21 protein-coding genes and 1 tRNA gene are annotated in these 20,849 nt (G+C 59.8%); 10 read left to right on the top strand and 12 right to left on the bottom strand.

The genetic code is table 11. From position 1 onward, the window contains the following. Position 1 precedes the first annotated feature (1 nt). Complete coding sequence (locus GF108_RS05880) at positions 2-235, top strand: sulfurtransferase TusA family protein (RefSeq protein WP_027231301.1); 234 nt, start codon at positions 2-4, stop codon at positions 233-235. On the opposite strand, the gene GF108_RS05875 is transcribed toward GF108_RS05880, so the two are convergent. Together GF108_RS05875 and GF108_RS05870 are read right to left on the bottom strand one after the other, a co-directional pair. Then, entirely contained in the window at positions 228-1,388 is a 1,161-nt protein-coding gene (locus tag GF108_RS05875) for a GTP-binding protein (protein WP_153667188.1), read from the bottom strand. The genes GF108_RS05880 and GF108_RS05875 overlap by 8 nt on opposite strands. Beyond that, positions 1,388-2,500 (bottom strand): D-alanyl-D-alanine carboxypeptidase family protein, encoded by a 1,113-nt coding sequence (locus GF108_RS05870; protein WP_153667187.1) that lies wholly within the window; start codon positions 2,498-2,500, stop codon positions 1,388-1,390. The genes GF108_RS05875 and GF108_RS05870 overlap by 1 nt, the downstream gene beginning before the upstream one ends. Before the next feature lie 168 nt (positions 2,501-2,668). On the opposite strand from GF108_RS05870, the gene GF108_RS05865 reads away from it, so the two are divergent. Together GF108_RS05865 and GF108_RS05860 are read left to right on the top strand one after the other, a co-directional pair. Beyond that, positions 2,669-3,838, top strand: coding sequence for a M20 aminoacylase family protein (locus tag GF108_RS05865; RefSeq protein WP_153667186.1), 1,170 nt, complete (start codon positions 2,669-2,671; stop codon positions 3,836-3,838). A gap of 75 nt (positions 3,839-3,913) precedes the next feature. After that, a tRNA-Arg gene (locus GF108_RS05860) sits at positions 3,914-3,990 on the top strand. A gap of 75 nt (positions 3,991-4,065) precedes the next feature. Here the strand turns inward: GF108_RS05860 and GF108_RS05855 are convergent. The 7 genes from GF108_RS05855 to cbiE form a co-directional block, all read right to left on the bottom strand. Continuing rightward, positions 4,066-4,560 carry a nuclear transport factor 2 family protein gene (locus GF108_RS05855; RefSeq protein WP_246663841.1) on the bottom strand — a complete coding sequence of 165 codons (495 nt, stop codon included), beginning with the start codon at positions 4,558-4,560 and terminating at the stop codon, positions 4,066-4,068. 82 nt (positions 4,561-4,642) lie between these two features. After that, positions 4,643-5,446, bottom strand: a complete 804-nt coding sequence (locus GF108_RS05850) for an SDR family oxidoreductase (RefSeq protein WP_027231296.1) — start codon at positions 5,444-5,446, stop codon at positions 4,643-4,645. A 45-nt stretch (positions 5,447-5,491) separates the two neighbouring features. Next, positions 5,492-5,893, bottom strand: coding sequence for a heme-binding protein (locus tag GF108_RS05845; protein WP_153667184.1), 402 nt, complete (start codon positions 5,891-5,893; stop codon positions 5,492-5,494). Positions 5,894-6,050: 157 nt separating this feature from the next. After that, positions 6,051-6,956, bottom strand: a complete 906-nt coding sequence (locus GF108_RS05840; RefSeq protein WP_153667183.1) for an AraC family transcriptional regulator — start codon at positions 6,954-6,956, stop codon at positions 6,051-6,053. Between the two features lie 120 nt (positions 6,957-7,076). Continuing rightward, entirely contained in the window at positions 7,077-7,874 is a 798-nt protein-coding gene (locus tag GF108_RS05835) for a mechanosensitive ion channel family protein (protein ID WP_153667182.1), read from the bottom strand. 88 nt (positions 7,875-7,962) lie between these two features. Continuing rightward, positions 7,963-9,009: a DUF475 domain-containing protein gene (locus tag GF108_RS05830; RefSeq protein WP_027231293.1), complete on the bottom strand. Its 1,047-nt coding sequence runs from the start codon at positions 9,007-9,009 to the stop codon at positions 7,963-7,965. 179 nt (positions 9,010-9,188) lie between these two features. After that, complete coding sequence (gene cbiE, locus GF108_RS05825) at positions 9,189-10,421, bottom strand: precorrin-6y C5,15-methyltransferase (decarboxylating) subunit CbiE (protein WP_153667355.1); 1,233 nt, start codon at positions 10,419-10,421, stop codon at positions 9,189-9,191. A gap of 112 nt (positions 10,422-10,533) precedes the next feature. Between cbiE and cobG the strand changes: the two genes are divergently transcribed. The 5 genes from cobG (at position 10,534) to purU (ending at position 15,702) form a co-directional block, all read left to right on the top strand. Continuing rightward, a complete protein-coding gene (gene cobG / locus GF108_RS05820) occupies positions 10,534-11,898 on the top strand; it encodes a precorrin-3B synthase (protein ID WP_153667181.1) in 1,365 nt (454 codons plus the stop codon). Then, positions 11,898-12,524 (top strand): precorrin-8X methylmutase, encoded by a 627-nt coding sequence (locus GF108_RS05815; protein ID WP_153667180.1) that lies wholly within the window; start codon positions 11,898-11,900, stop codon positions 12,522-12,524. Before cobG ends, GF108_RS05815 begins: the two co-directional genes overlap by 1 nt. Then, positions 12,524-13,264, top strand: coding sequence for a precorrin-2 C(20)-methyltransferase (locus GF108_RS05810; RefSeq protein WP_153667354.1), 741 nt, complete (start codon positions 12,524-12,526; stop codon positions 13,262-13,264). The genes GF108_RS05815 and GF108_RS05810 overlap by 1 nt, the downstream gene beginning before the upstream one ends. Then, on the top strand, positions 13,261-14,679 hold the full coding sequence (cobJ, locus tag GF108_RS05805; protein ID WP_153667179.1) for a precorrin-3B C(17)-methyltransferase: 1,419 nt from the start codon (positions 13,261-13,263) through the stop codon (positions 14,677-14,679). Before GF108_RS05810 ends, cobJ begins: the two co-directional genes overlap by 4 nt. 168 nt (positions 14,680-14,847) lie before the next feature. Then, complete coding sequence (purU, locus tag GF108_RS05800; RefSeq protein ID WP_153667178.1) at positions 14,848-15,702, top strand: formyltetrahydrofolate deformylase; 855 nt, start codon at positions 14,848-14,850, stop codon at positions 15,700-15,702. A gap of 41 nt (positions 15,703-15,743) precedes the next feature. Here purU and GF108_RS05795 read toward each other — a convergent pair whose 3' ends face one another. After that, positions 15,744-16,667 (bottom strand): 2-hydroxyacid dehydrogenase, encoded by a 924-nt coding sequence (locus GF108_RS05795; protein WP_153667177.1) that lies wholly within the window; start codon positions 16,665-16,667, stop codon positions 15,744-15,746. A gap of 154 nt (positions 16,668-16,821) precedes the next feature. On the opposite strand from GF108_RS05795, the gene GF108_RS05790 reads away from it, so the two are divergent. Beyond that, positions 16,822-18,012, top strand: a complete 1,191-nt coding sequence (locus GF108_RS05790) for an alpha-hydroxy acid oxidase (protein ID WP_153667176.1) — start codon at positions 16,822-16,824, stop codon at positions 18,010-18,012. A gap of 45 nt (positions 18,013-18,057) precedes the next feature. Here the strand turns inward: GF108_RS05790 and GF108_RS05785 are convergent, their stop codons facing one another. Together GF108_RS05785 and GF108_RS05780 are read right to left on the bottom strand one after the other, a co-directional pair. After that, entirely contained in the window at positions 18,058-18,759 is a 702-nt protein-coding gene (locus GF108_RS05785; RefSeq protein WP_153667175.1) for a glycosyltransferase, read from the bottom strand. Between the two features lie 18 nt (positions 18,760-18,777). Continuing rightward, positions 18,778-19,416, bottom strand: coding sequence for a hypothetical protein (locus tag GF108_RS05780; protein ID WP_153667174.1), 639 nt, complete (start codon positions 19,414-19,416; stop codon positions 18,778-18,780). Between the two features lie 182 nt (positions 19,417-19,598). Here GF108_RS05780 and GF108_RS05775 point away from each other — a divergent pair, with 182 nt between their 5' ends. Continuing rightward, positions 19,599-20,825 (top strand): TIGR03862 family flavoprotein, encoded by a 1,227-nt coding sequence (locus tag GF108_RS05775; protein WP_153667173.1) that lies wholly within the window; start codon positions 19,599-19,601, stop codon positions 20,823-20,825. Positions 20,826-20,849 lie beyond the last annotated feature (24 nt).

The following is a 20,849-nucleotide window of genomic DNA, read 5'->3' as shown; positions in this document are numbered from 1 at the left end:
CGTGCCTGACGAAATCTATGACCTGCGCGGTCTGAACTGTCCCCTGCCAGTGATGAAGACGCGCCGAAAGCTCCTCGACATGCCCGCCGGGAGCCGCCTGTGGGTCGAAACCAGCGATCCGCTCGCCGTGATCGACATGCCGAACTTCTGCCAGACCGAGGGCCATCAGCTGATCGAAACGATCAGCATCGTCGGCGGCCATCGCTTCCACATCGAGCGTGGCGACCCTATCTGAACTTCATGCCTGAGATTGCGAGCGGATTGTCGATGAGCGACGCACTATCCGGCGTATCGATTTGCGGCTGGTTCAGAAACGCGCTGAACAGCTGCCGGACATAGCTTTCAGGCAAGTCCTTCACGATCATCACCAGACGGGTCTCGCGCGCGCCATCGGGCCAGGCAGCAAGCCGCGCCGGCGGATGGAAAATCTGTTGCACGCCATGGATCACCAGCGGACGATCCGGATCATCAGCAAGCTGCACGATGCCCTTGACCCGCAGCAGCTTCTCGCCATGGGCGGAGCGCAACAGATCGAGGAACATATCGAAGCTCGACAGCGGCACCGGCCGGTCGTGCCTCAGGGAAAAAGAACGGATCGAGGCATCATGGCGGTTGACGTCATGGTGGTGGTGATCATGCCCGTGCTCGTGACTGTGATGATGGTGATGATGATCACCGTCGAGGCCATCGCGCTCGCCTTCGCGGTCCCTGTAGGCCTCCGCTTTCAGCCAGCGCTGCACGTCCACCGTCTTTGTCTCGGCATTATAGACGCCGCATTCGAACAGCACCGCATAGCCCGTGCGCTCATCGCCGACATCGATCAGTTCAGCACCGGGATTGAGCGCCGCGAGGCGCGCGCGCAACGCCGCGAGACCTGCCGCAGCTTCGGGGAGATCCGTCTTGGTGATGACGATCCTGTCGGCGACGGCGGCCTGCTTGACCGCCTCCTCATGGGCGTCGAGCGTCGCCATGCCGTTGACCGCGTCGACCGTCGTGATCACGCCGTCGACCCGAAAGGCCTGGAGCAAGACCGGATGGCCCATGATGGTGTGGAGAACGGGGGCAGGATCGGCGAGGCCCGTTGTCTCGATGATGACGCGCCGCAGGCGCTCCAGCCGCCCGGTCTGCAAACGGTCGATCAGTCCCGCAAGCGTATCGACCAATTCACCGCGCACCGTGCAGCAAAGGCAACCATCGGCAAGCTCGATGACGCCGTCGCTGGCGCTTTCTACGAGGAGGTGATCGATGCCGACATCGCCGAATTCATTGATGATCACAGCCGTATCGGCCAATGCCGGATCCTTGAGGAGCCGGTTGAGCAGCGTCGTCTTGCCGGAGCCGAGAAAGCCGGTCAGCACTGAAACCGGGATGGGCGCATTGCTGGCCATCAATTGACGGCCTTCAGCACATTGCTGGCATCCGTCATCGAAGGCCGATCTGGCCGCGGCATCGGCACGGGTATGCTGCTCAGCGGCATGCCTTCGGAGTTAAGCTTGGGCGGCAGGACGACGATCGGCTCCGACTTCGGCTCATGGTCGATCCGCGCGAGGTAGACCGAGCTTTGGACAAGGTGGCCCTCTGCATCCTTGCCGTCCCAGCTGTCGGAGGCATTTGCCTGTTTCGAGCAGACGGTCGGACGCATGTTCACCGCGACATCACGCGTGGGTCCGCCATAGGGCGCCAGCGTATCGAGCGTCTGGCCGCTGCCCTTGCCTTCGAATGCCTTGCCGAGAAGATCGGCCGCCTTGGTGACCCGCGAGGTGATGGTCATTTCGCCAAGAACCACCGTGACAATCGTCCGTCCGTTGCGCGTTGCCGAGCCGATGAGATTATAGCCCGAGGGGCATACGAAACCCGTCTTCATGCCGTCGGCACCCTGGAAGCGCCCGATCAGCGCATTGTAGTTGGCCTGCGATTTCTTGGCGCCGTAGTCGATCGCCTCGATATCGAAATAATGGGCATATTGCGGATACTCGCGGCGCAAATGCAGCGTCAGGACCGCGAGATCGCGGGCCGTCGAGTAGTGATCGTCCGAATGCAGGCCGTTCGGATTGACAAAGTGCGTGCCATACATGCCAAGCCGCTTTGCCTCTTCATTCATCAGCGCGGCAAACTTCTCCTCCGAACCGCCGAGTGTTTCGCCGATGGCCATGGCGACATCATTGGTCGAGCGCACCAGCATGATCTTCAGCGCATTGTCCAACGTCATTTCCGTACCCGCCTTGTAGCCGGATCGGCTTGGCGGTTCCTTGACGGCATTTGCGGAGATGCGGATTGGCGTGTCGAGCGTCACCTGACCGGATTCGATCATGCGGAATGCCACATAGGTCGTCATCAGCTTGGTAAGCGAAGCCGGATACCAGCGCTGGAACGCATCCTCCTGCGACAGGATTTCACCGGTATTTGCGTCCACGGTAATGTTGGCGCCGGCAAATGCTGTGGTACCGGCCATGGCCGCAAGCAAACAACCCGATAGAAAAGAAACTACAGTTTTGCGCATTCCTGAGATCCGACCTGTCCTTTAAAAGCAACCGGGAGGGCATAAGGCATTAAGCCGCGCTTCACGCCGGGCGGCAATGGCCTTATCTATCTTATATGGCAGGCAAAAGGCAAAGCGCCTTTATGCTGTGCACGAAAATGTCAGACGCGAATTTGGAGTCGCTAACGAATGCCCTTGCTCAACCGTGCCATCGAGATGCAGGACGAGGTTTCCGCGTGGCGTCGCAAGCTGCACGAGAAGCCGGAACTGATGTTCGACGTGCACGAGACTGCCGCCTTCGTCGCCGCGAAACTGCAAGAATTCGGCTGCGACACGGTGGAGACCGGCATCGGCCGTACCGGCGTCGTCGGCATCATCAAGGGGCGTCATGGCAACGGACCCACGATCGGCCTGCGCTCGGACATGGACGCGCTGCCGCTCACCGAGATCACCGGCAAGCCATGGGCCTCGCAAAACATCGGCAAGATGCATGCCTGCGGCCATGACGGCCACACCGCGATGCTGCTCGGCGCGGCGCAATATCTTGCCGAAACACGCAATTTCAAGGGCACGGTAGCAGTCATTTTCCAGCCGGCGGAGGAAGGCGGCGGCGGCGGGCGCGAAATGGTCAAGGAAGGCATGATGGAGCGCTTCAGCATTTCGGAAGTCTATGGCATGCACAATATTCCGGGGCTCGCCGTGGGCGAGTTTGCGATTCGCAAGGGGCCGATCATGGCCGCGACCGACGAGTTCAACATCACCATTGAAGGCCGGGGCGGGCACGCTGCGCAGCCGCATCGAACCATCGATCCGGTGGTCATCGGCGCGCAGCTCGTCAACGCCCTGCAGACGATCGTCTCGCGCGGCACCGACCCGCTCGATTCGGTTGTGCTGTCAGTAACGAAGTTTCATGCGGGCGATGCGCACAACATCATTCCCCAACGCGCCGAACTTGCCGGCACGGTCCGCACGCTGCGCGCCGAAATGCGCGATTTTGCCGAAAAGCGCCTCACCGAGGTCGCCGAAGGGGTCGCCGCCGCGCTTGGAGCAAGCGCCAGTGTTCACTATGCCCGCAACTATCCGGTGACATTCAATCATGATCGCGAGACGAGCTTTGCCGCGCAAACCGCCCGTATGGTCGCCGGCAACCATGCGGTCAACGAAGACGTTGCGCCGATGATGGCCGGCGAGGACTTTTCCTACATGCTCGAAGCTCGCCCTGGCGCCTTCATCTTCATCGGCAATGGCGACAGCGCATCGCTGCACAATCCGGCCTACGACTTCAACGACGCCGCCATTCCACACGGAATCAGCTATTGGGTGAAGCTCGCGGAGAGCGCCCTCCCCGCCTCGGCCTGAGGCGGCTCGGCAACGCAATTTCCTCGCATCTTCAGGCTTGGCGCGCGCGGCGAAAAACAGTATGTCTCAGGTCATGGTCCCGTAGCTCAGTAGGATAGAGCGACAGATTCCTAATCTGTAGGCCACTGGTTCGAATCCAGTCGGGATCACCAATCAACGATGCCCGAGTTGATCTGTTTGCCTCGTCGCATCGTGCCGCAACCCGCCCTAGGCGAGCGCCTTCCCGTTCAAGGAACTGGCTCGACCCTCGTCCAGAAATCGTTGAAGGCGATGCTGTCAAAGAAAGCATGCGCCTTGCCGATCTTGCCGTCTTTCAGATCGAGGAACCAGGCATAGGTATTTGCATAGGGCTTGCCGTCGCGTGCAGTGCCACTCGCATCGAAGAAAACGACGACGGTGTCGCCTTCGGCATAGATATTGCGAATTGACGGCTTCAGGCCGGCGCTCATGCGCGCGTTAAATGGCCGGATCACTTCACTCATGAAGGCTTCGCGGCTCGGATAGGTCTTCGAAGCAAGTGAATTGCCGGTAATGGTCCACGTCGCATCATCAGCCAGCAAATCGTATGGGCCGCCTGTTCCCGCGGCCCACGCATCGAACGCGCGCTGGATGATCGCCTTGTTCGCATCTGCCGTGTCTGCCCGTGCGTGCGCCAATGGAGTCAGCGCGGCCACGGCGAAGCCTGAGACCGCTACTGCCAACAATGTGCCAAATCCTGCCATGGCTATCTCCTCCATTGCTTATAATCAGTCCGGTCCGCTGCCAGTCGGCGAACGGACGTCCGTGGCCCTCGGGCCGGACCGCTTAGATTTGGTTTTCCCAGGCCGCCAGTTGGTGTTCTTTCAGCATGTTTTCGATCGCTTTCGGCACCACATTGCGGAATTTTCCGGTGTCGGCGGGTACGACCTCGATCATGCGATCGATCATCTCCTGCGGGTCCATTTTACCCTCGGGCGTTGCGAAGAAATCGTCGAACCCCTTGCGCAGGTCGGCGCGCTTGGTGAAATTTGTGGAATCGTCCAGCCAACGGAACGGGTTATCGGCCATGGTTTCATTATAACCGGTGTAGTAAGCGCCGGGGTTGATCGTCTGAATCTTGATTCCATAGGCACTGAGTTCCTGCTGCAACGCTTCAGCGATCGATTCCAGAGCATGCTTGGTCGAAACATACGTGCCCCAGTTGGCCGGGGTGAAAAGCCCGCCCATTGACGACGTGAAGACGACCTTGCCTTTCTTGCCCTGCCTCACCCATTTCTGGACAACGCCCTGCGTAAGCTGAAGGGGCAAGATGACATTGACCTCGAAGTTACGGCGAACAAGGTCGATCGGGATTTCCCAGACCGGACCCGCCTCGCCCATGCCGGCATTGTTCCACAAGACATCGAATTCCCATCCAATGGCCTGTTTGATGTCGTACGGATCGTCGAGATCCAGACGTTCGACACGGAGGTTGTTGAGGCCGAGCGCAGCCGCTTCTTCGCGCAACGGCGTGACTTGCGAAGACACGTGTGCTGTGGCGATGATGTTATGACCGTTTTTAGCCATCCCGATCGCAGCAGCTTTACCGAAGCCTGACCCAGCACCGGTGATAAGGATCGTCCTGGACATTCCATTCTCCTCTTGTTGGCCTAGTTGATGTGAGTTTTGAGAGCGTCAGTCGAGGCCTGAAGCGGCCGCTTGGGCGACGTCCATGTCCTGTGCTACGGCCCCTCCCGATACGCCTACCGCCCCGAGGAAAGTTCCGTCGGGCGCCGTCAGAGGCAGGCCGCCGCCAAATACTACGAGAACGCCATTGGTCTGCTCAAGCCCTGGCGATCCGCCTCCCGGCTTGCAGAACTCACCAACGGTCTCCGTTGCCATCTGGAAGAGGGCGGCCGTCTTGGCCTTCCCGAGAGCGATATCAATGGACCCGAGCAATGCTCCATCCATGCGGCTGAAAGCTTTTAGTTGGGCGCCTGCGTCAAGCACCGCGATATTGACCGCAACCCCGATGGCCTGGGCACGGGCTTCCCCGGCCGCAATAATCGAACGCGCCTGATGAACCGAGATCTGCATGGCTATTCCCCTCGACGCCAACTGCGCGAGGAATAATATTCAGCATCGCTCGTCCTGCGAGGTACGTGCGTGCTTTTTTGTGTACTCGAGTGCTGATTTGAGAGCGGCCGAAATCACATATGCTTGAATGGGCACGGCCGTCGGCTGTTCGGTCCACTCACAACTTGTGCTTGCGGCGCCATTCGCCCGGGGAGGCCTTGAAGCGCTTGAGGAAAACTTTCGTGAGGTGACTGTGGTCAGCGAAGCCGCAATCGTCGGCGATCGCCTGGATAGTAAGGCTCGTTCCAAGAAGCAACGTCACCGCCTTCTCCAGGCGCTGGTTCTGCAGCCACATCATGGGCGAACGACCCGTGCTGATCTTGAAGGATCGAGCGAGGTGAGCGCGCGAAAGGCCGGTTTCCTTGGCGAGAACGTCAAGCCCGATGTCGCCTTTCAGGTTCGCGAGCAGAAGGTCCTTCACCCTTCGCTCTTGCCTCGGAGCCAATCCTCCCTTGACCGCGCGGAACTCGGTTTTCTGTTCTCCATAAAACATGGTCAGATGGGACAGGAGCGTTATAGTAAGCTGGTCAAGGAAGAGGCGCGAGGCAGCTTCAGGCCGTTCGAATGCAGGCACGAAACATTCCATCAAGTTTCGCACGATGATATCTGAATAACCAAACACGTCTCTATCCCGGAGCGTCGAGAAGGGCGCCAGATCGTTCTCCAGGTGGAATTCGCTAATCGAGGCATGGGGCGCGAACATCGAGACGCAGTCGACGTCCCCTGCCTCGACCGCTGTGTAGCGTCTTCTAAGGTCGAGGAGTAGAAATTCGCCTGGATCCAATGATACGGACGTTACGGGCTTCCCATCGATCCATCGTGGCCGCGCCGGAAGATGGTTTCTTTGATAGCAGATCATGTAGCCGTCCGCCTGCTCCAGCTGGACGGGAATGCCATTGTCATCGTGCCGCCATTTCAGCCTGCCGAAGGTGGCGTCCTGCAGCGTGATATGACTCATCTCAAGCGACGAAGGCCGCTCGACGCCTTGAAACCTGTCCGGACTGGCTATCCCCCTGCGCGCCATCCTTAGCCCCCGCGCGATGTTGCGGATCAATACTAGATTAGCCGAGACGCCAAATCCACCCGTCCGTTGGGCACCACTGGAAGCGGTCGTCCAGCGGCGCTTTGGCGAGCACTGATATGGTCAAGCCATTTGGTTCAGGGTATTGCGGACGTTTTTGTTCATTTCGGCCTGGGTCGCGGCAAAATCGCCGACAGAGGTCCAGTAGCGCAAGGTTATCGACACGCTGCTATCGCCCAGGTCCGCGACAAATGCGGCAGGAGTCGGCTCCTTTTTCACGCGCGCATCGCGCTCGGCGAGTTTCATCAGCGATTTCTGCATTGCTTCGATGTTATCCGAATTGGGAATCGTGATGGTGATATCGGTCCGGCGCACGCCATTGCGCGTATAATTCTTGACCGGCAGTGTCCAGAGCGTCGAATTCGGAGCCAGAATGTAGATCCCATCAGCGGCACGCAATCGCGTCGCAAAGAGCCCTATCTCCTCAACAGTGCCGGAAACGCTGCCGACTTCTACATATTCGCCGATCCGCAGTGGCCGCAGCGCCAAGAGCATAATACCGGCGGCTATATTCTGCAGTGTTCCCTGCAGCGCCAGACCGATAGCGAGACCTACCGCGCCAATGGCGGCAATAACCGATGCCGTCTGGATACCGAACTGGCCGAGCACCATGACAACCACGAGCCCGAGCACGAAATAGCGCGCGATCTTTGAAAGGAAGCGACGCAAGGTAAGGTCGAAGCCGCCGACACGGCCGAGACCGGCAAAGAGCCAGCGCTCCACGAGGCCAGCCACAAGAAACCCTATGACCATGAGCAAGATCGCGCCGATCACCGAAAACGAATAGGTGACGACCAGCGCACTCGCCTGTCTTATCCCGGTTTGTATGGCGGAATAGGCGCTTTGAGGATCAAGTTCCATAAGACAGTTCTCCGTTTCGGTGGGAAGGGCTCAACCGTTGGAAGATGTTCCTGGTTCCGGATGCCACAGCGTCGCCGTTTGTTCCGCCTCAAGCCTCCTGGGTCTCGCCGTGACGCCGGCGGTAGCGGATCGAGGAGAAGAAGGCGAACATGATGAGCGCTGCGCCGATCACGCCGGTTATCACCTCCGGAATGTGAACCAGCGTCTGGCAATACATGATCAGGGCCAGAACGAGGATCGCGTAGAAGGCGCCGTGCTCAAGGTAGCGGTATTGGCCGAGCGTTTCCTTGTCGACCATCATGATCGTCAGCGCCCGAACATAGAAGGCGCCGATGCCAAGGCCGATCGCAATGACGAAGAGATTTGTCGAGAGGGCAAATGCCCCGATAACGCCATCGAACGAGAAGCTGGCATCGAGCATTTCGAGGTAAAGGAAGGCGCCGAGCCCACCCTTGTGCACCGTGTCCATCTGCTCCTGGGTTGCATCTAGAACAGCGCCGAGCCCTTCGACGAAGAGGAACGTCAAGAGGCCGTAAATGGCCGACGTCAGGAACGTCACCGATTCCTCGCCCTCGAGCTGGCGCGAGAAGAATATGATGAGAAGCAGCGCAACCGCGACCTCAATACCCTGGATCGAGGCAAAGCGGGAGGCATTGGCCTCGATCACCTTGATCCAATGGACGTCCTTCTCGTGGTCGAAAAAGAATTTCAGGCCGACCATCAGCAGGAAAGTACCGCCGAACGCCGCAATGGATACATGCGCGTCCTGCATGATGCGGGCATATTCTTCCGGATTGGAAATGGCGAGTTTTAGCGCCGAAATCGGATCGATCCAGGCCGCAATGGCGACGATTGCCAGCGGAAAGATAATCCGCATGCCGAACACGGCGATTATGATGCCCCAGGTCAGGAAGCGCCGCTGCCACGTTGGTGTCATGTCGCGCAGGATCTTGGCGTTGACGATGGCGTTGTCGAAGGACAGCGAGATTTCGAGGATGCCGAGGACAGCACAAATGAAAAGGACCGAAAGTGCGCCCTGTACGGTTCCTGAATAAATGAAGCCGATCCAAGTACCGAGCGCGAGACCAACAAATGTAAAAATGAAGGGCCAGGTGAAATATTTATACGTTGCCATGCGCGTTTCCTGCTTGAAACTCCCTGATTGCTATCAAGATGGGAACTCAGAACGGCCATAACCACCGCATAGACGGGTTTATGCGCCGTTCAATATGATTTCACACTCGATTGCAATCCTCCCACTGTCTTTAAACCCCACAAACCTGTCTCAATCCTGTCTCGTCCACGAGCAGGCGGTCAATTGGTCTTTCGAACCATGTAGATCGTGACGGGCAGCGTGGCGCGCCAGGCGTCGAAGCTTCCAAGGGGTTGGGCCTGCGAAACCGCAAGCTTGGTCAGGTCGCCGCCATGCTTCCTGCGCCAATCGACGAGCGTCATTTCGCCTTCGATGGTCACGGCATTTGCGACGAGGCGGCCGCCAGGTTTCAGGTGGGCCCAGCAGGTTGAAAGCACATCGGGGTCGGTGACGCCCCCGCCGATGAAGATCGCGTCGGGAGCCGGCAGTTCGGCCAGGGCTGCAGGCGCTTCGCCGCGAACAAGATGAAGGTCCGGCACGCCGAGCGCGCGGCTATTGTGCAAAATGAGCTGCTGCCGCTTGTCGTTGGCTTCGATTGCCAGCGCCCGGCACATCGGATGGCTGCGCATCCACTCGATGCCGATCGAACCGCAGCCTGCTCCGACATCCCACAGCAATTCGCCGGGAAGCGGTGCGAGATGCGCGAGCGTCACGGCACGGACATCACGTTTGGTCAGTTGTCCGTCATGTTCGAACGCGTCATCCGGCAAACCGGCCAGCAGCGGAAAGGTTCGCGTTTCCTGGCCGACCGCGCCGCAATCGACGGCCATGACATTGAGATCCGCACATCGCGGATGATCCCAGGAGCCGGCAACGCCATCAATCCGGCGCTCATCCGGTCCGCCGAGATGTTCGAGCACTGTCAGCCTGGCGGCAGCAAATCCGCGCTGGGCGAGCATTCCCGCCACATTGGCGGGTGTATCGCCGTCATTGCTAAGAACGATGAGTTTGGCGTTGGGAACAAAGGCTTTGAACAGCGTCTCGATTGGCCGGCCATGAACGCTGAGCAACTGGCTCTCCTGAATGGGCCAGCCCATTGCAGCGGCTGCGAACGCGAACGAGGACGGGGCAGGAAGTATTCGCATCTCGCTGCGCTCGATATGGCGCGTCAGCGCCGCGCCCATGCCGAAATGCATAGGGTCGCCGCTGGCGAGCACCACGACGGGGTGACCGCGTAAAGCAAGCAGCATCGGATAGGCGTCGGAAAAAGGTGTCGGCCAGGCAACGCGCTTTGCTTCGAGATTGTCGGGCAGGAGTTCCAGATGGCGCTTGCCGCCGAAAATGGTTCCAGCCTCGGCAAGAAGGCGCCGGGCGTTTTCGCCAAGCCCGCCATAACCGTCCTCGCCGATTCCAATTACCGTCAGCCACTGTGCCGTGATTTCTTCCTCGTTCATGGTCCATGCATGCCCGAAAGCAGCCGTGAGGTCAACGAAACCGCCAACGCGCATGCCGCTCCAGGTCATGGCTGTTGGCACGCTGCCAGCCATCCTGTAAAACCGTCACACCATGAGCCAGCGCGCGCCGATTGCCCTGAATTTTACTGTCGAAGACCGGCGTTCCGCCTGTCCCGGCCTGTTTCGCATGGCCAAGGCGCTTGATGGCGCCATTTGCCGGGTAAAGCTCACCTTTGGCGAACTCAGCGCCGAACAGGCACGGCAGGTGGCTGAAGCGGCGGAAAAGTTTGGAAATGGCGTCATCGAGATCACCAACCGCGCAAACCTGCAGATACGCGGCGTTCGCACGGAAACGGAAGCCCCGCTGATATCTGCATTGCTCGATGCCGGACTTGGGCCGCTCACGGATCGCGGTGATGATGTCCGTAACGTTATGGCCAGTCCGGTTGCCGGGGTCGGTCATGCGCTTGTCGATGTTCGCCCGCTCGCCCTCCGCCTGCTCACGGCCTTGCAACTCAATGCCTGCTATCAGACGCTATCCCCGAAATTCTCGGTGCTCGTCGATGGCGGCGAGACTGTCGCCATGGTTGAACACCCGCACGATATCTGGGTTAGCCCGATCGATCCCGAAAGCAAGGCGTCGCAATTTGCATTCGGCATCGCCGGGGTACCCCCCACGGGGCGAGACGATCGCTCGGCGCTCGGGAGGGTCAACGGCGATGAGGTCTTTGCGGTCGTTACCAGCATTATCGACCTGTTTCTCGAATGGAGCCGGTGCAACCCCGCCGCTTCGCGCATGCGCCACTTTCTTGCGGAGATTGGGGAGGCAGACTTTCTGCAGCTGTTGGAGCGACGGCTCGGGTATTCGGTAGGACACGATGCTTCTGCCGAATGGTTGAGACGCCAGCCTCGGGCACATGGACACCTCGGCGTCCTGATTGAGAGCGCAAGCACTTTCCTCATTGGTGCCATGCCGGCCCTTGGCCGTCTTGATCCCGATATGCTCGTCGCCCTTGCTGCGCTGGCTCAAGAACAGGGCAATGGCCACCTGCGCCTGACGCCCTGGCAAAGCATCCTATTGCCGGGGGTTGCGAAGGCTGGGGCCCAGAGCGTCCTCGCTCGACTCGAAGCGTTGGGCCTGCACTCAGACCCTGAAACGCCGCTCGCAACGATGATCAGTTGTTCGGGATCAGCCGGTTGCGGTTCCGCCCTCGCCGCCACCCAGGCCGACGGGTTGAAGCTTGCTGCCCTGCTGGGCCCGACATCCGCTTCCCCGCAGATACATGTGAGCGGCTGCATGAAATCCTGCGCATCGCCCGGGGCACGTCCCATTACGTTGGTTGCGACAGCGCCCGGCCACTATGACATCTTTCTGCAAGCGACCAATGGACCGTCGCGTTTTGGCAAGCTATTGGCTGCCAATGTCACTATCGAGGAAGCGGCCGATTTGATCGGCAAGAATTTCGGGGCCAGTTAATGCTAGATTATATTCGCGACGGCCAGGCGATCTATGATCGCTCGTTCGCCATCATCCGTTCCGAGGCTGATCTCAGCCGCATCCCCGCCGATCTCGAAAAATTGGCCGTGCGCGTTGCACATGCCTGCGGCATGGTGGACGTTATTGATGACCTCGCCTTCTCCGAAGGTGCAGGGACCGCCGGCCGCAACGCGCTTTTGAACGGTGCGCCGATCCTTTGCGATGCGCGCATGGTGGCCGAGGGTGTCACCCGCGCAAGGCTTCCTGCCAATAACGATGTCGTCTGCACGCTGAACGATCCGTCCGTGCCGGCACTGGCGCGCGAACTCGGCAATACCCGCTCGGCGGCGGCGCTTGAACTCTGGCGCCCGCATCTCGCTGGCGCCGTCGTGGCCTTTGGCAATGCGCCGACCGCGCTCTTTCGGCTCCTCGAAATGATCGATGCTGGCGCTCCGAAACCTGCGCTGATCCTCGGTTTTCCCGTCGGTTTCGTCGGGGCCATGGAATCGAAGGCAGCCCTTGCCGAAAACAGCCGCGGCATACCCTATGTCGTCGTGCATGGACGGCGCGGCGGCAGCGCCATGGCGGCGGCAGCCATCAACGCGCTTGCCTCGGAGAAGGAATGATGCCGCAAAAGGGACGGCTCTTCGGGCTGGGCGTTGGTCCCGGCGATCCCGAACTCATCACCCTGAAGGCGCTGCGCCTGCTGCAGGGAGCGCCGGTCGTTGCCTATCATGCCGCCAAAGGCAAGAAGGGCAACGCGCTGACCATCGTCGAACAGTATCTCAGGGACAACCAGCTTCTGGTCCCGCTCGTCTATCCGGTTACAACTGAGATCCTGCCGGCGCATATGAATTATGAGGCGATCGTCAGCGACTTCTATGGTGAAATCACCGGCCTGTTGCGCCGCCATCTCGATGCCGGCAGCGACGTCGCCGTGATCGCCGAGGGCGATCCGTTCTTCTATGGCTCGTTCATGTATATCCACGACCGGCTGGCGGAAGATTACGAGACCGAAGTCGTACCCGGCGTCTGCTCGATTCTCGGCGGCGCAGCCGTGCTGGGCGCGCCGCTGGTCTACCGTAATCAGACGCTTACCGTTTTGTCCGGCGTCCTGCCTGCAGACGATTTGAAGACGCGCCTTGCCGCCACGGAGGCAGCGGCAATCATGAAGCTCGGCAAAAACCTCGGCAAGGTTCGGGGCGTCATTGAAGAACTCGGCCTCATGGACCGCGCGCTCTACGTGGAACGGGCGACCATGGAAGCGCAGCGGATCATTCCGCTCGCCGAAGTCGATCCCGAAACGTCGCCCTATTTTTCGCTCATCCTCGTCCCGGGCGAGAAGTGGCAAGGCAGCGGCGAATGACCTCCCCGCTCAGCATTTTCGTGCTTTCCGTACGCGGCATCGAAACGGCGCGGCGCATCAAGGCGGGTATAGAAGGCGCAACGGTCCTGGGCCTCGAAGGCCGCGTTGAGGGCGCTGACCAGTCATTCGCCAATTTCGGCGATACGATCCGCGAGCACTATTCGCGCGGTAACGCTATTCTCGCCCTTTGCGCCGCCGGCATCACCATACGCTCGCTGGCGCCGCTTCTCGGCAACAAGGCAGGCGAGCCCCCCGTGCTTGCCGGCGCCGATGACGGGTCGGCCGTCGTTCCCTTGCTCGGCGGCACAACCGGCGTCAACGTCCTCGCGAGGCAGATCGCCGATGTCCTGAATGTTGCTCCGGCGATCACCACCTCTGGTGAATTGCATTTCGGCACGTGCCTGCTCAATCCTCCCCCGGGCTATGTGCTTAAAAATCCGGAGGATGCAAAGATCTTCATCGCGGATCTGCTCGCCGGCAAGACGGTGAGGATCGAGGGCAATGCTCCCTGGCTAGAGCAAGCGCGCCTGCCCGTGGATGAGAACGCCGATCTGCTCATTCGCGTGACCTCCGACGATGCCGCTCCCGGAAAAGGCGAACTCGTATTTCAGACAGTGCCGCAGAACAGTCCTGCCCCTCGAAAGCGCGGCCGTCTGTCCGTTATCGGTCTAGGTCCCGGTGATCCTGACTTCATGATTCCGGCCGTCAAACAGGCGCTGCAACGAGCCGAAGATGTGCTCGGCTACGAAACCTATGTGCGGATGGCGGGGCCTTTCCGGCCGGATCAGACGATCCACATGACCGACAATCGCGAGGAAATGCGGCGCACCCGCCATGCCTTCGAATTGGCGGCGACCGGCCGTTCCGTGGTGATGATTTCTTCCGGCGATCCCGGCGTGTTCGCCATGGCCGCCGCAGTGGTCGAGGCGCTGCACGAATCGCAAGATCCGGCCTGGCATGCCGTCGAGCTCGAAATTCTGCCCGGCGTTTCGGCGGCGATGGCGGCGGCAAGCCGCAGTGGCGCCCCGCTCGGCCACGATTTCTGCATTCTTTCGCTTTCCGACAATCTCAAGCCGTGGGAGATCATCGAGAAGCGCATCGCGCTTGCCGCCGAAGCGGACCTTGCCATGGCCTTCTACAATCCTATTTCCAAGCCGCGCCCGTGGCAGCTGCCGCGTGCGATCGAAATTCTGCGTCAGTATCGCAATGCCGCGACGCCCGTGGTTCTCGGCCGCGACATAGGCAGGCCGGGCGAAACGCTGCGGACCATTACCCTTGGCGAATTGACGCCGGAGCAAGTTGATATGCGCACGGTGGTGATTGTCGGATCGTCCCATACGGTAAGTTTCCCCCGCGCCGATGGTGGCAGCTGGGTCTATACGCCGCGTTGGTATGGGACGAAGCCGCAATCCTGACTTGCCGCGGGCCTTTCGCGATAAAACTCATCGTTGAGTGAGGAAAGTTCATTTGACGCTGCGCGCCGATGCCGGAAAAAGGACTGAGCACTTCGCATTTGTATCGCCGCCCTTTAATGGCGCTCACTATGATCCGCCAAGACCAGAATGCCTGCATCCGGAGCTACCATGCCTGACAAGAATTACGTTTTGACCCTGACCTGCGAAGACCGTCCCGGCATCGTCGCCTCGGTGACGACCGAACTTGCCGGCATGGATGCCAATATTGCCGAGAGCAACCAGTTCTGGGACCGGCAGACCAACCGCTTCTTCATGCGCATCGCTTTCACCGCGGCGGAAGGGACGACCAAGGACGATGTCGAACGGGGGTTGAAGCCCGCCATCGACCGCTTCGACATGAAGACGAGCCTCGCCGACCAGGCGAAAAAGCCGAAGATCATCATCATGGTGTCGAAGTTTGACCATGCGCTGCAACATCTGATCTACCAGATCCGCGTCGGCTGGCTTGATGCCGAAATTGCCGCCATCGTCTCCAATCATGAGGACAGCCGTCGTTTCGCCGAGCATGAGGGCATTCCCTATTACGTCCTGCCGGTATCGAAGGACAACAAGCGCGACCAGGAAGAAACCCTCCTGAAGATCGTCAAGGACAGTGGCGCCGATCTCGTCGTCCTCGCCCGCTACATGCAGGTTCTGTCCGACAACCTTTCGAAGCGGCTCTACGGCAAGGTGATCAACATTCACCACTCGTTCTTGCCGAGCTTCAAGGGCGCAAAGCCCTATCACCAGGCGCATGAGCGCGGCGTCAAGCTGATCGGCGCCACCGCCCACTATGTCACGCCGGATCTCGACGAAGGCCCGATCATCGAACAGGAGACCGAGCGCGTCAGTCATGCGATGAGCGCCGAGGACTTTGTCGCCACCGGCCGCGATATCGAAAGCCGCGTGCTCGCCCGCGCGGTGAAGAAGCACCTCGAATCCCGCGTCATGCTCAACGGCCACAAGACCGTGGTTTTCGGCTAGGCAGACACGTACCGGCTGCCACCGCAGCCGGCTTGGGAAAGTTAGTTAGCCGCGAAATATTTCTCGAGGTTCGAGACGACCCGGTCGGCCATCGCCTTCCGGGTTTCGACCGTCGCACTGCCCATGTGCGGCTGCAGCACCACATTATCGAGCTTGAACAGCGCCTCTGGAACATTTGGTTCGTCGACAAACACGTCGATGCCGGCGCGGCCCAGTTCGCCTGACTGCAGCAGTTCCACGAGTGCGGTCTCATCGACGACGGTACCGCGCGCAATGTTGACGAAAGTTCCCTCAGGACCGAGCGCTTGCAGCACCTGGCGTGAAATAATTCCCTGCGTCGCCGCGCCGCCGGGCAGGATGGCGATAAGGGCAGCGCAGTCGCGCGCCATGGCGACGAGATCGTCATAATGGGTGTAGGGCGCGTCCGGCTTCCTGTTGCGGGTATGATAGACGACGTCGCAGCCAAATGCCTCAAGTTTGCGCGCAATGACGCTGCCGATGCGACCGAGCCCGACGAGACCGACCTTCTTTCCTTCGATGCCGAGCGCAAGGGGTGCATTCTCACCCCTGGCCCAGCGCCCTGAGCGCACGAAGCGATCATTGGCCACAAGATCGCGGGTTGCGGCAAGGAGGAGCACGATCGCCATGTTGGCGGTATCTTCGTTGAGTACATCCGGCGTGTTCGCGACCTTGATGCCCTTCTTCTCCGCATAGGCAACATCGAGAGAATCCGTGCCGACGCCGAATGACGAAACAATCTCGACCGCCGTCAAAAGGTCGATCATGTCGGCCTTTAGCCCGGTAAACGTGCTTGTTACAGCGGCGCGAAACCGGCTTGCATTCTTTTCGAGGAAACCGAGCGCATCCTTTTCCTCGTAGAGCTTTTCCACCGCATAGCGCTTTTCGAGTTCTTCAAGGAGATAGGGCATCAACGGCCCGAGTACGAGAAGCGGTTGCTTTGGCATTCGTCACATCCTGTTCGTTCAATTCAATGGGCTTTCCTGACCATAGCGAAACTGATGACTCAAACACAAACCCTTACACAATATTTGGTTCTGGTGCTTGCGCCACCCTATCAATTAGTATGAAAAACAAGGACCAAGGCCTCGGGACGGAAAAATGTCAAAATCAGTTGAAATCAATGATCTGAAGCGAATTGCCAAGCGGCGCGTACCGAAGATGTTCTTCGATTATGCGGATTCGGGCGCCTGGACGGAAAGCACCTACCGCGCCAACGAAGAGGATTTTCGCAAGATCCAGCTGCGCCAGCGCGTAGCCGTCGACATGACCGACCGCACGCTGGAAAGCACGATGATCGGCCAGAAGGTATCGATGCCTGTGGCTCTGGCGCCGACCGGGCTTACCGGTATGCAGCATGCCGATGGCGAGATCCTGGCGGCACAGGCGGCCGAAGAGTTCGGCGTTCCCTTCACGCTTTCGACCATGAGCATCTGCTCGATCGAGGACGTCGCCGAAGCGACGACGAAGCCGTTCTGGTTCCAGCTTTACGTGATGCGCGACCGTGATTTCATCTACAATCTCATCGACCGCGCCAAGGCTGCCAAATGCTCCGCTCTCGTGTTGACGCTCGACCTGCAGATTCTCGGCCAGCGCCATAAGGATATTCGCAACGGCCTCTCCGCACCGCCGAAATTCACTGCGAAGCACATCTGGCAGATGATGACGCGCCCGCAATGGTGCCTCGGCATGTTGAAGACAAAACGGCACACCTTCCGCAACATCGTCGGCCACGCCAAGGGTGTCGGCGATCTCTCGTCACTATCGGTCTGGACGGCGGAACAGTTCGACCCTCGCCTCTCCTGGAGCGACGTCGCCTGGATCAAGGAACGCTGGGGCGGCAAGATCATCATCAAGGGCATTCTCGACGTCGAAGATGCAAAGATGGCCGTATCGACCGGCGCCGACGCGATTATCGTTTCCAACCATGGCGGACGTCAGCTCGATGGCGCGCCCTCCTCGATTTCAGTGCTTGCCGAAATCGTCGACGCCGTCGGCGACAAGATCGAAGTGCTGTTCGACGGGGGCATCCGATCCGGTCAGGACGTCCTGAAGGCACTCGCCATCGGCGCAAAGGGCACCTTCATCGGACGCGCCTTCCTCTACGGCCTCGGCGCTGGCGGCAAGCAGGGCGTGAGCGAGGCGCTCGAAATCATCCGCAAGGAACTCGACATTACCATGGCGCTGTGCGGCGAGCGCGACGTGAAGAACCTCGACCGCAACAATCTCTACAAGAGCGGGCTCGAAACAAAACCGCGCATGGCCGAAGTCAAGACCAAGCGCGCATCATAAGCATGAGCACAAAAAGCCCCGGTCGCCCGGGGCTTTTTTCACAATTCAGATCGCCTTCCAGGTGGGATCGACCGCGTCTGCCGCTGAACGCCATTCGTCGGCATAATCGACGTTCTGCCAATTCTTGAACCATGGGCCGCCATTGGTGAAATGCACGGCGTTGGGATAGCCGCTGGCAGGCTTCTCATTCCAACCTTCGAGCCAGTTCCATTCGACCGGAACTTCGCCGATCTCATCATCCTTCGCCCACTGCATCCGGTGGAGATAGGCGCCGGTTTCGCGGTTGATCAATTTCGGCGTCAGCTGGCGCGTTGACGGATGCTCGCAGTTGAAGAGCATGAAGGACGACCAGTTCTTGCGCGGATAGCTGGTCTGCACCTTGCCATCCATCTTGGTACCTTCCTTGGGGGTGTAGTCATGCTTGACGCAAATGACTGCCTTCGATTCGTCGCGGTAATCCAGAAGCTTGGCCACGTCGGAGAAGAACAGGAAATCGCAATCGCAAAACAGCGCCCAGCCCTTGTAGCCGGCAAGCCACGGGGTGAAGAAGCGCGAATAGGTGAATTCGGTTGAAGCCAGCGGGTCGATGTCGCGGGTATAGGTCCCCTTCTCGACAAGCTCTTCCAGCTTGATCGGGATCACGTTGACCGGAATGCTCGCATGTTTGAGGATAGTGCTCTTTGCAACCTCGTAGGCAATGGGTTCGCGTGAATCCCAGCCAATATAGATATCAAGTTCCCTGTTCATATGACCTCGCTTCCAGCTTCATACGATGACGTTGAGGATGTTCTGTTCAACCCTGTCCATGACCCATTTGCGCTCGTCGCCCCAGGAGTGGCGGCGCCAGCCTTCCCAGCTGAACCCGCAAAGGACGATCTTCCATTCCGCCGGGTCATAATGTTGGAGGATATAGGTCAGGCCGAAGTAGCCGGTGCTCGGGAACACCTCCCGGCGCGCAGCTTCGGGAATACCGAGCGCAGCACAGCCATCCTTGTAAAACCGGGGCGGCAGGATCAGGACCGATTTGCCCGCTGCGCCGAAAGCGTCGATTGCCTGCAAGGTCCAGTCACCGCGCCGGCCCTTGAGCCGCGAGAGGAGATGCGGCTGGCGGAAATATTCGGCGATGATCTGCGGGTGATAGGCAAAAATGACTTCGGACGCGCCCTGGACGATCGGAGAGCCGAAATAGTTCGGATCGGTCAGGCGGCGCTGCATCGGCTTGCCGGAATTGCACACGAACAGAATGTCGGTCTTGACCCCGGACATGCCCTTCGATGACTTGGGCTCGTTGAAGCGGACAACACAATCTGCACGATCGACATCCTCGGAGAGGTTGTCCTTGATCGGACCGTTACCGACGATGAACATCGTCTTACGTTCGCTGTGATGGGGAATGGAAGACATTAATGGTTTCGTGTTGCTCGTCCGGGCGGCGTGGAATCACCTTTTTGAAGGCTACGCGCACACTTCGTTTTAGACTTTCGTCGTACGACTAATGTACTGGGCACCATCGCGAGTCAACATGGTGTAGTTGAATGCTTTGTCGACGGATGATCGGGCGATGAGCGCTGCGGAGGGAAACTTAAATGTCAAATGACCCGCGACGAGTCAAAGCCGTCGCTATCATCGGCGGTGGACCGGCCGGACTGATGGCCGCCGACGGGCTGTCCGCATCGGGAGACTATACTGTCACCGTCTACGACAGCATGCCGACCTTTGGCCGCAAATTTCTCCTCGCCGGTAAATCCGGGCTCAACATCACACATTCCGAAGCTTACGCCCGATTTGCCGGGCGATTCGGCCCTGCCTCAGGTCGCCTGCGCGCGGCGCTCGATGCGTTTACGCCGGACGATGTCCGCCAGTGGGCGGCCGAACTTGGCACTGAGACCTTCGTTGGCTCCTCCGGCCGCGTCTTTCCCAAGGTCATGAAAGCTTCGCCCTTGCTGCGCGCCTGGCTTGCCCGGTTGCAGCAGCGCGGTGTCGTGCTCAAGCCACGTCATCGCTGGATTGGCTTTACCGAAGGCGGCTGCGCATTCGAAACGCCTGACGGGCCAACAATCATCCACAACGCTGCCACGCTGCTGGCGCTTGGTGGTGCGAGCTGGCCCAAACTTGGCTCTGACGGACGCTGGCAGCCGTTGCTTGCCGCTACGGGCGTGCCGATGGCTGGCCTTCGTCCGGCAAATTGCGGTTTCGACGTCGCCTGGGATGACGGATTTCGCGATCGATTCGCAGGCGTGCCGGTGAAGTCGGTCACGGCAACATCGGATGCAGGCTCTTTGCCCGGCGAATTCGTGATCAGCACGCATGGCATCGAGGGAAGCCTGGTTTACGCCCATTCTGCCGCACTGCGCGACCGGCTCCAGCGTGAGGGGCGGGCAGAACTGGTGCTCGATCTTGCGCCTGGACGCAGCGAGGAGCGGCTTGCCCGCGACCTTGCGCGCCAGGATCACAAGGCAAGTTTCAGCAATCGCCTGCGCAAGGGCGCCGGCATCGACGGCGTCAAGTCGGCGCTCCTCAGGGCCTATGCGAGTCCGGCCGATCTTGCCCACCCGTTGCGTCTCGCCGGAAGCATAAAGAGCTTGAAACTGCCCCTGCTTCTGCCGCGCCCCATCGCCGAAGCCATCTCATCGGCCGGCGGTACAAAATGGGAGGGCCTCGACGAGAATTACATGCTCAAGTCGATCCCGGGCGTCTTTGCCGCCGGAGAGATGCTGGATTGGGAGGCGCCGACAGGCGGTTATCTCCTCACCGCCTGCTTTGCCACAGGGCGCGCCGCGGCGCGCGGCATGGCGGCATTTCTGGATAATTGAAAACGCCGTTTGGCGATGATTTTT

The organism is Phyllobacterium sp. SYP-B3895 (assembly GCF_009647635.1).
In the GTDB taxonomy this organism is placed as follows: Bacteria; Pseudomonadota; Alphaproteobacteria; order Rhizobiales; family Rhizobiaceae; genus Phyllobacterium; species Phyllobacterium pellucidum.
Note: the sequence above shows the minus strand (reverse complement) of the source record. Positions and strands in the feature narration are given on the sequence as shown.

What these genes read in the sequence shown, in the direction of transcription:
- GF108_RS05875 (WP_153667188.1), bottom strand. Translation starts at nt 1,388, where the DNA reads ATGGCCAGCAATGCGCCCATCCCGGTTTCAGTGCTGACCGGCTTTCTC.
- GF108_RS05870 (WP_153667187.1), bottom strand. Translation starts at nt 2,500, where the DNA reads ATGCGCAAAACTGTAGTTTCTTTTCTATCGGGTTGTTTGCTTGCGGCC.
- GF108_RS05865 (WP_153667186.1), top strand. Translation starts at nt 2,669, where the DNA reads ATGCCCTTGCTCAACCGTGCCATCGAGATGCAGGACGAGGTTTCCGCG.
- GF108_RS05855 (WP_246663841.1), bottom strand. Translation starts at nt 4,560, where the DNA reads ATGGCAGGATTTGGCACATTGTTGGCAGTAGCGGTCTCAGGCTTCGCC.
- GF108_RS05850 (WP_027231296.1), bottom strand. Translation starts at nt 5,446, where the DNA reads ATGTCCAGGACGATCCTTATCACCGGTGCTGGGTCAGGCTTCGGTAAA.
- GF108_RS05845 (WP_153667184.1), bottom strand. Translation starts at nt 5,893, where the DNA reads ATGCAGATCTCGGTTCATCAGGCGCGTTCGATTATTGCGGCCGGGGAA.
- GF108_RS05840 (WP_153667183.1), bottom strand. Translation starts at nt 6,956, where the DNA reads ATGGCGCGCAGGGGGATAGCCAGTCCGGACAGGTTTCAAGGCGTCGAG.
- GF108_RS05835 (WP_153667182.1), bottom strand. Translation starts at nt 7,874, where the DNA reads ATGGAACTTGATCCTCAAAGCGCCTATTCCGCCATACAAACCGGGATA.
- GF108_RS05830 (WP_027231293.1), bottom strand. Translation starts at nt 9,009, where the DNA reads ATGGCAACGTATAAATATTTCACCTGGCCCTTCATTTTTACATTTGTT.
- cbiE (WP_153667355.1), bottom strand. Translation starts at nt 10,421, where the DNA reads ATGAACGAGGAAGAAATCACGGCACAGTGGCTGACGGTAATTGGAATC.
- cobG (WP_153667181.1), top strand. Translation starts at nt 10,534, where the DNA reads ATGAGCCAGCGCGCGCCGATTGCCCTGAATTTTACTGTCGAAGACCGG.
- GF108_RS05815 (WP_153667180.1), top strand. Translation starts at nt 11,898, where the DNA reads ATGCTAGATTATATTCGCGACGGCCAGGCGATCTATGATCGCTCGTTC.
- GF108_RS05810 (WP_153667354.1), top strand. Translation starts at nt 12,524, where the DNA reads ATGCCGCAAAAGGGACGGCTCTTCGGGCTGGGCGTTGGTCCCGGCGAT.
- cobJ (WP_153667179.1), top strand. Translation starts at nt 13,261, where the DNA reads ATGACCTCCCCGCTCAGCATTTTCGTGCTTTCCGTACGCGGCATCGAA.
- purU (WP_153667178.1), top strand. Translation starts at nt 14,848, where the DNA reads ATGCCTGACAAGAATTACGTTTTGACCCTGACCTGCGAAGACCGTCCC.
- GF108_RS05795 (WP_153667177.1), bottom strand. Translation starts at nt 16,667, where the DNA reads ATGCCAAAGCAACCGCTTCTCGTACTCGGGCCGTTGATGCCCTATCTC.
- GF108_RS05790 (WP_153667176.1), top strand. Translation starts at nt 16,822, where the DNA reads ATGTCAAAATCAGTTGAAATCAATGATCTGAAGCGAATTGCCAAGCGG.
- GF108_RS05785 (WP_153667175.1), bottom strand. Translation starts at nt 18,759, where the DNA reads ATGAACAGGGAACTTGATATCTATATTGGCTGGGATTCACGCGAACCC.
- GF108_RS05780 (WP_153667174.1), bottom strand. Translation starts at nt 19,416, where the DNA reads ATGTCTTCCATTCCCCATCACAGCGAACGTAAGACGATGTTCATCGTC.
- GF108_RS05775 (WP_153667173.1), top strand. Translation starts at nt 19,599, where the DNA reads ATGTCAAATGACCCGCGACGAGTCAAAGCCGTCGCTATCATCGGCGGT.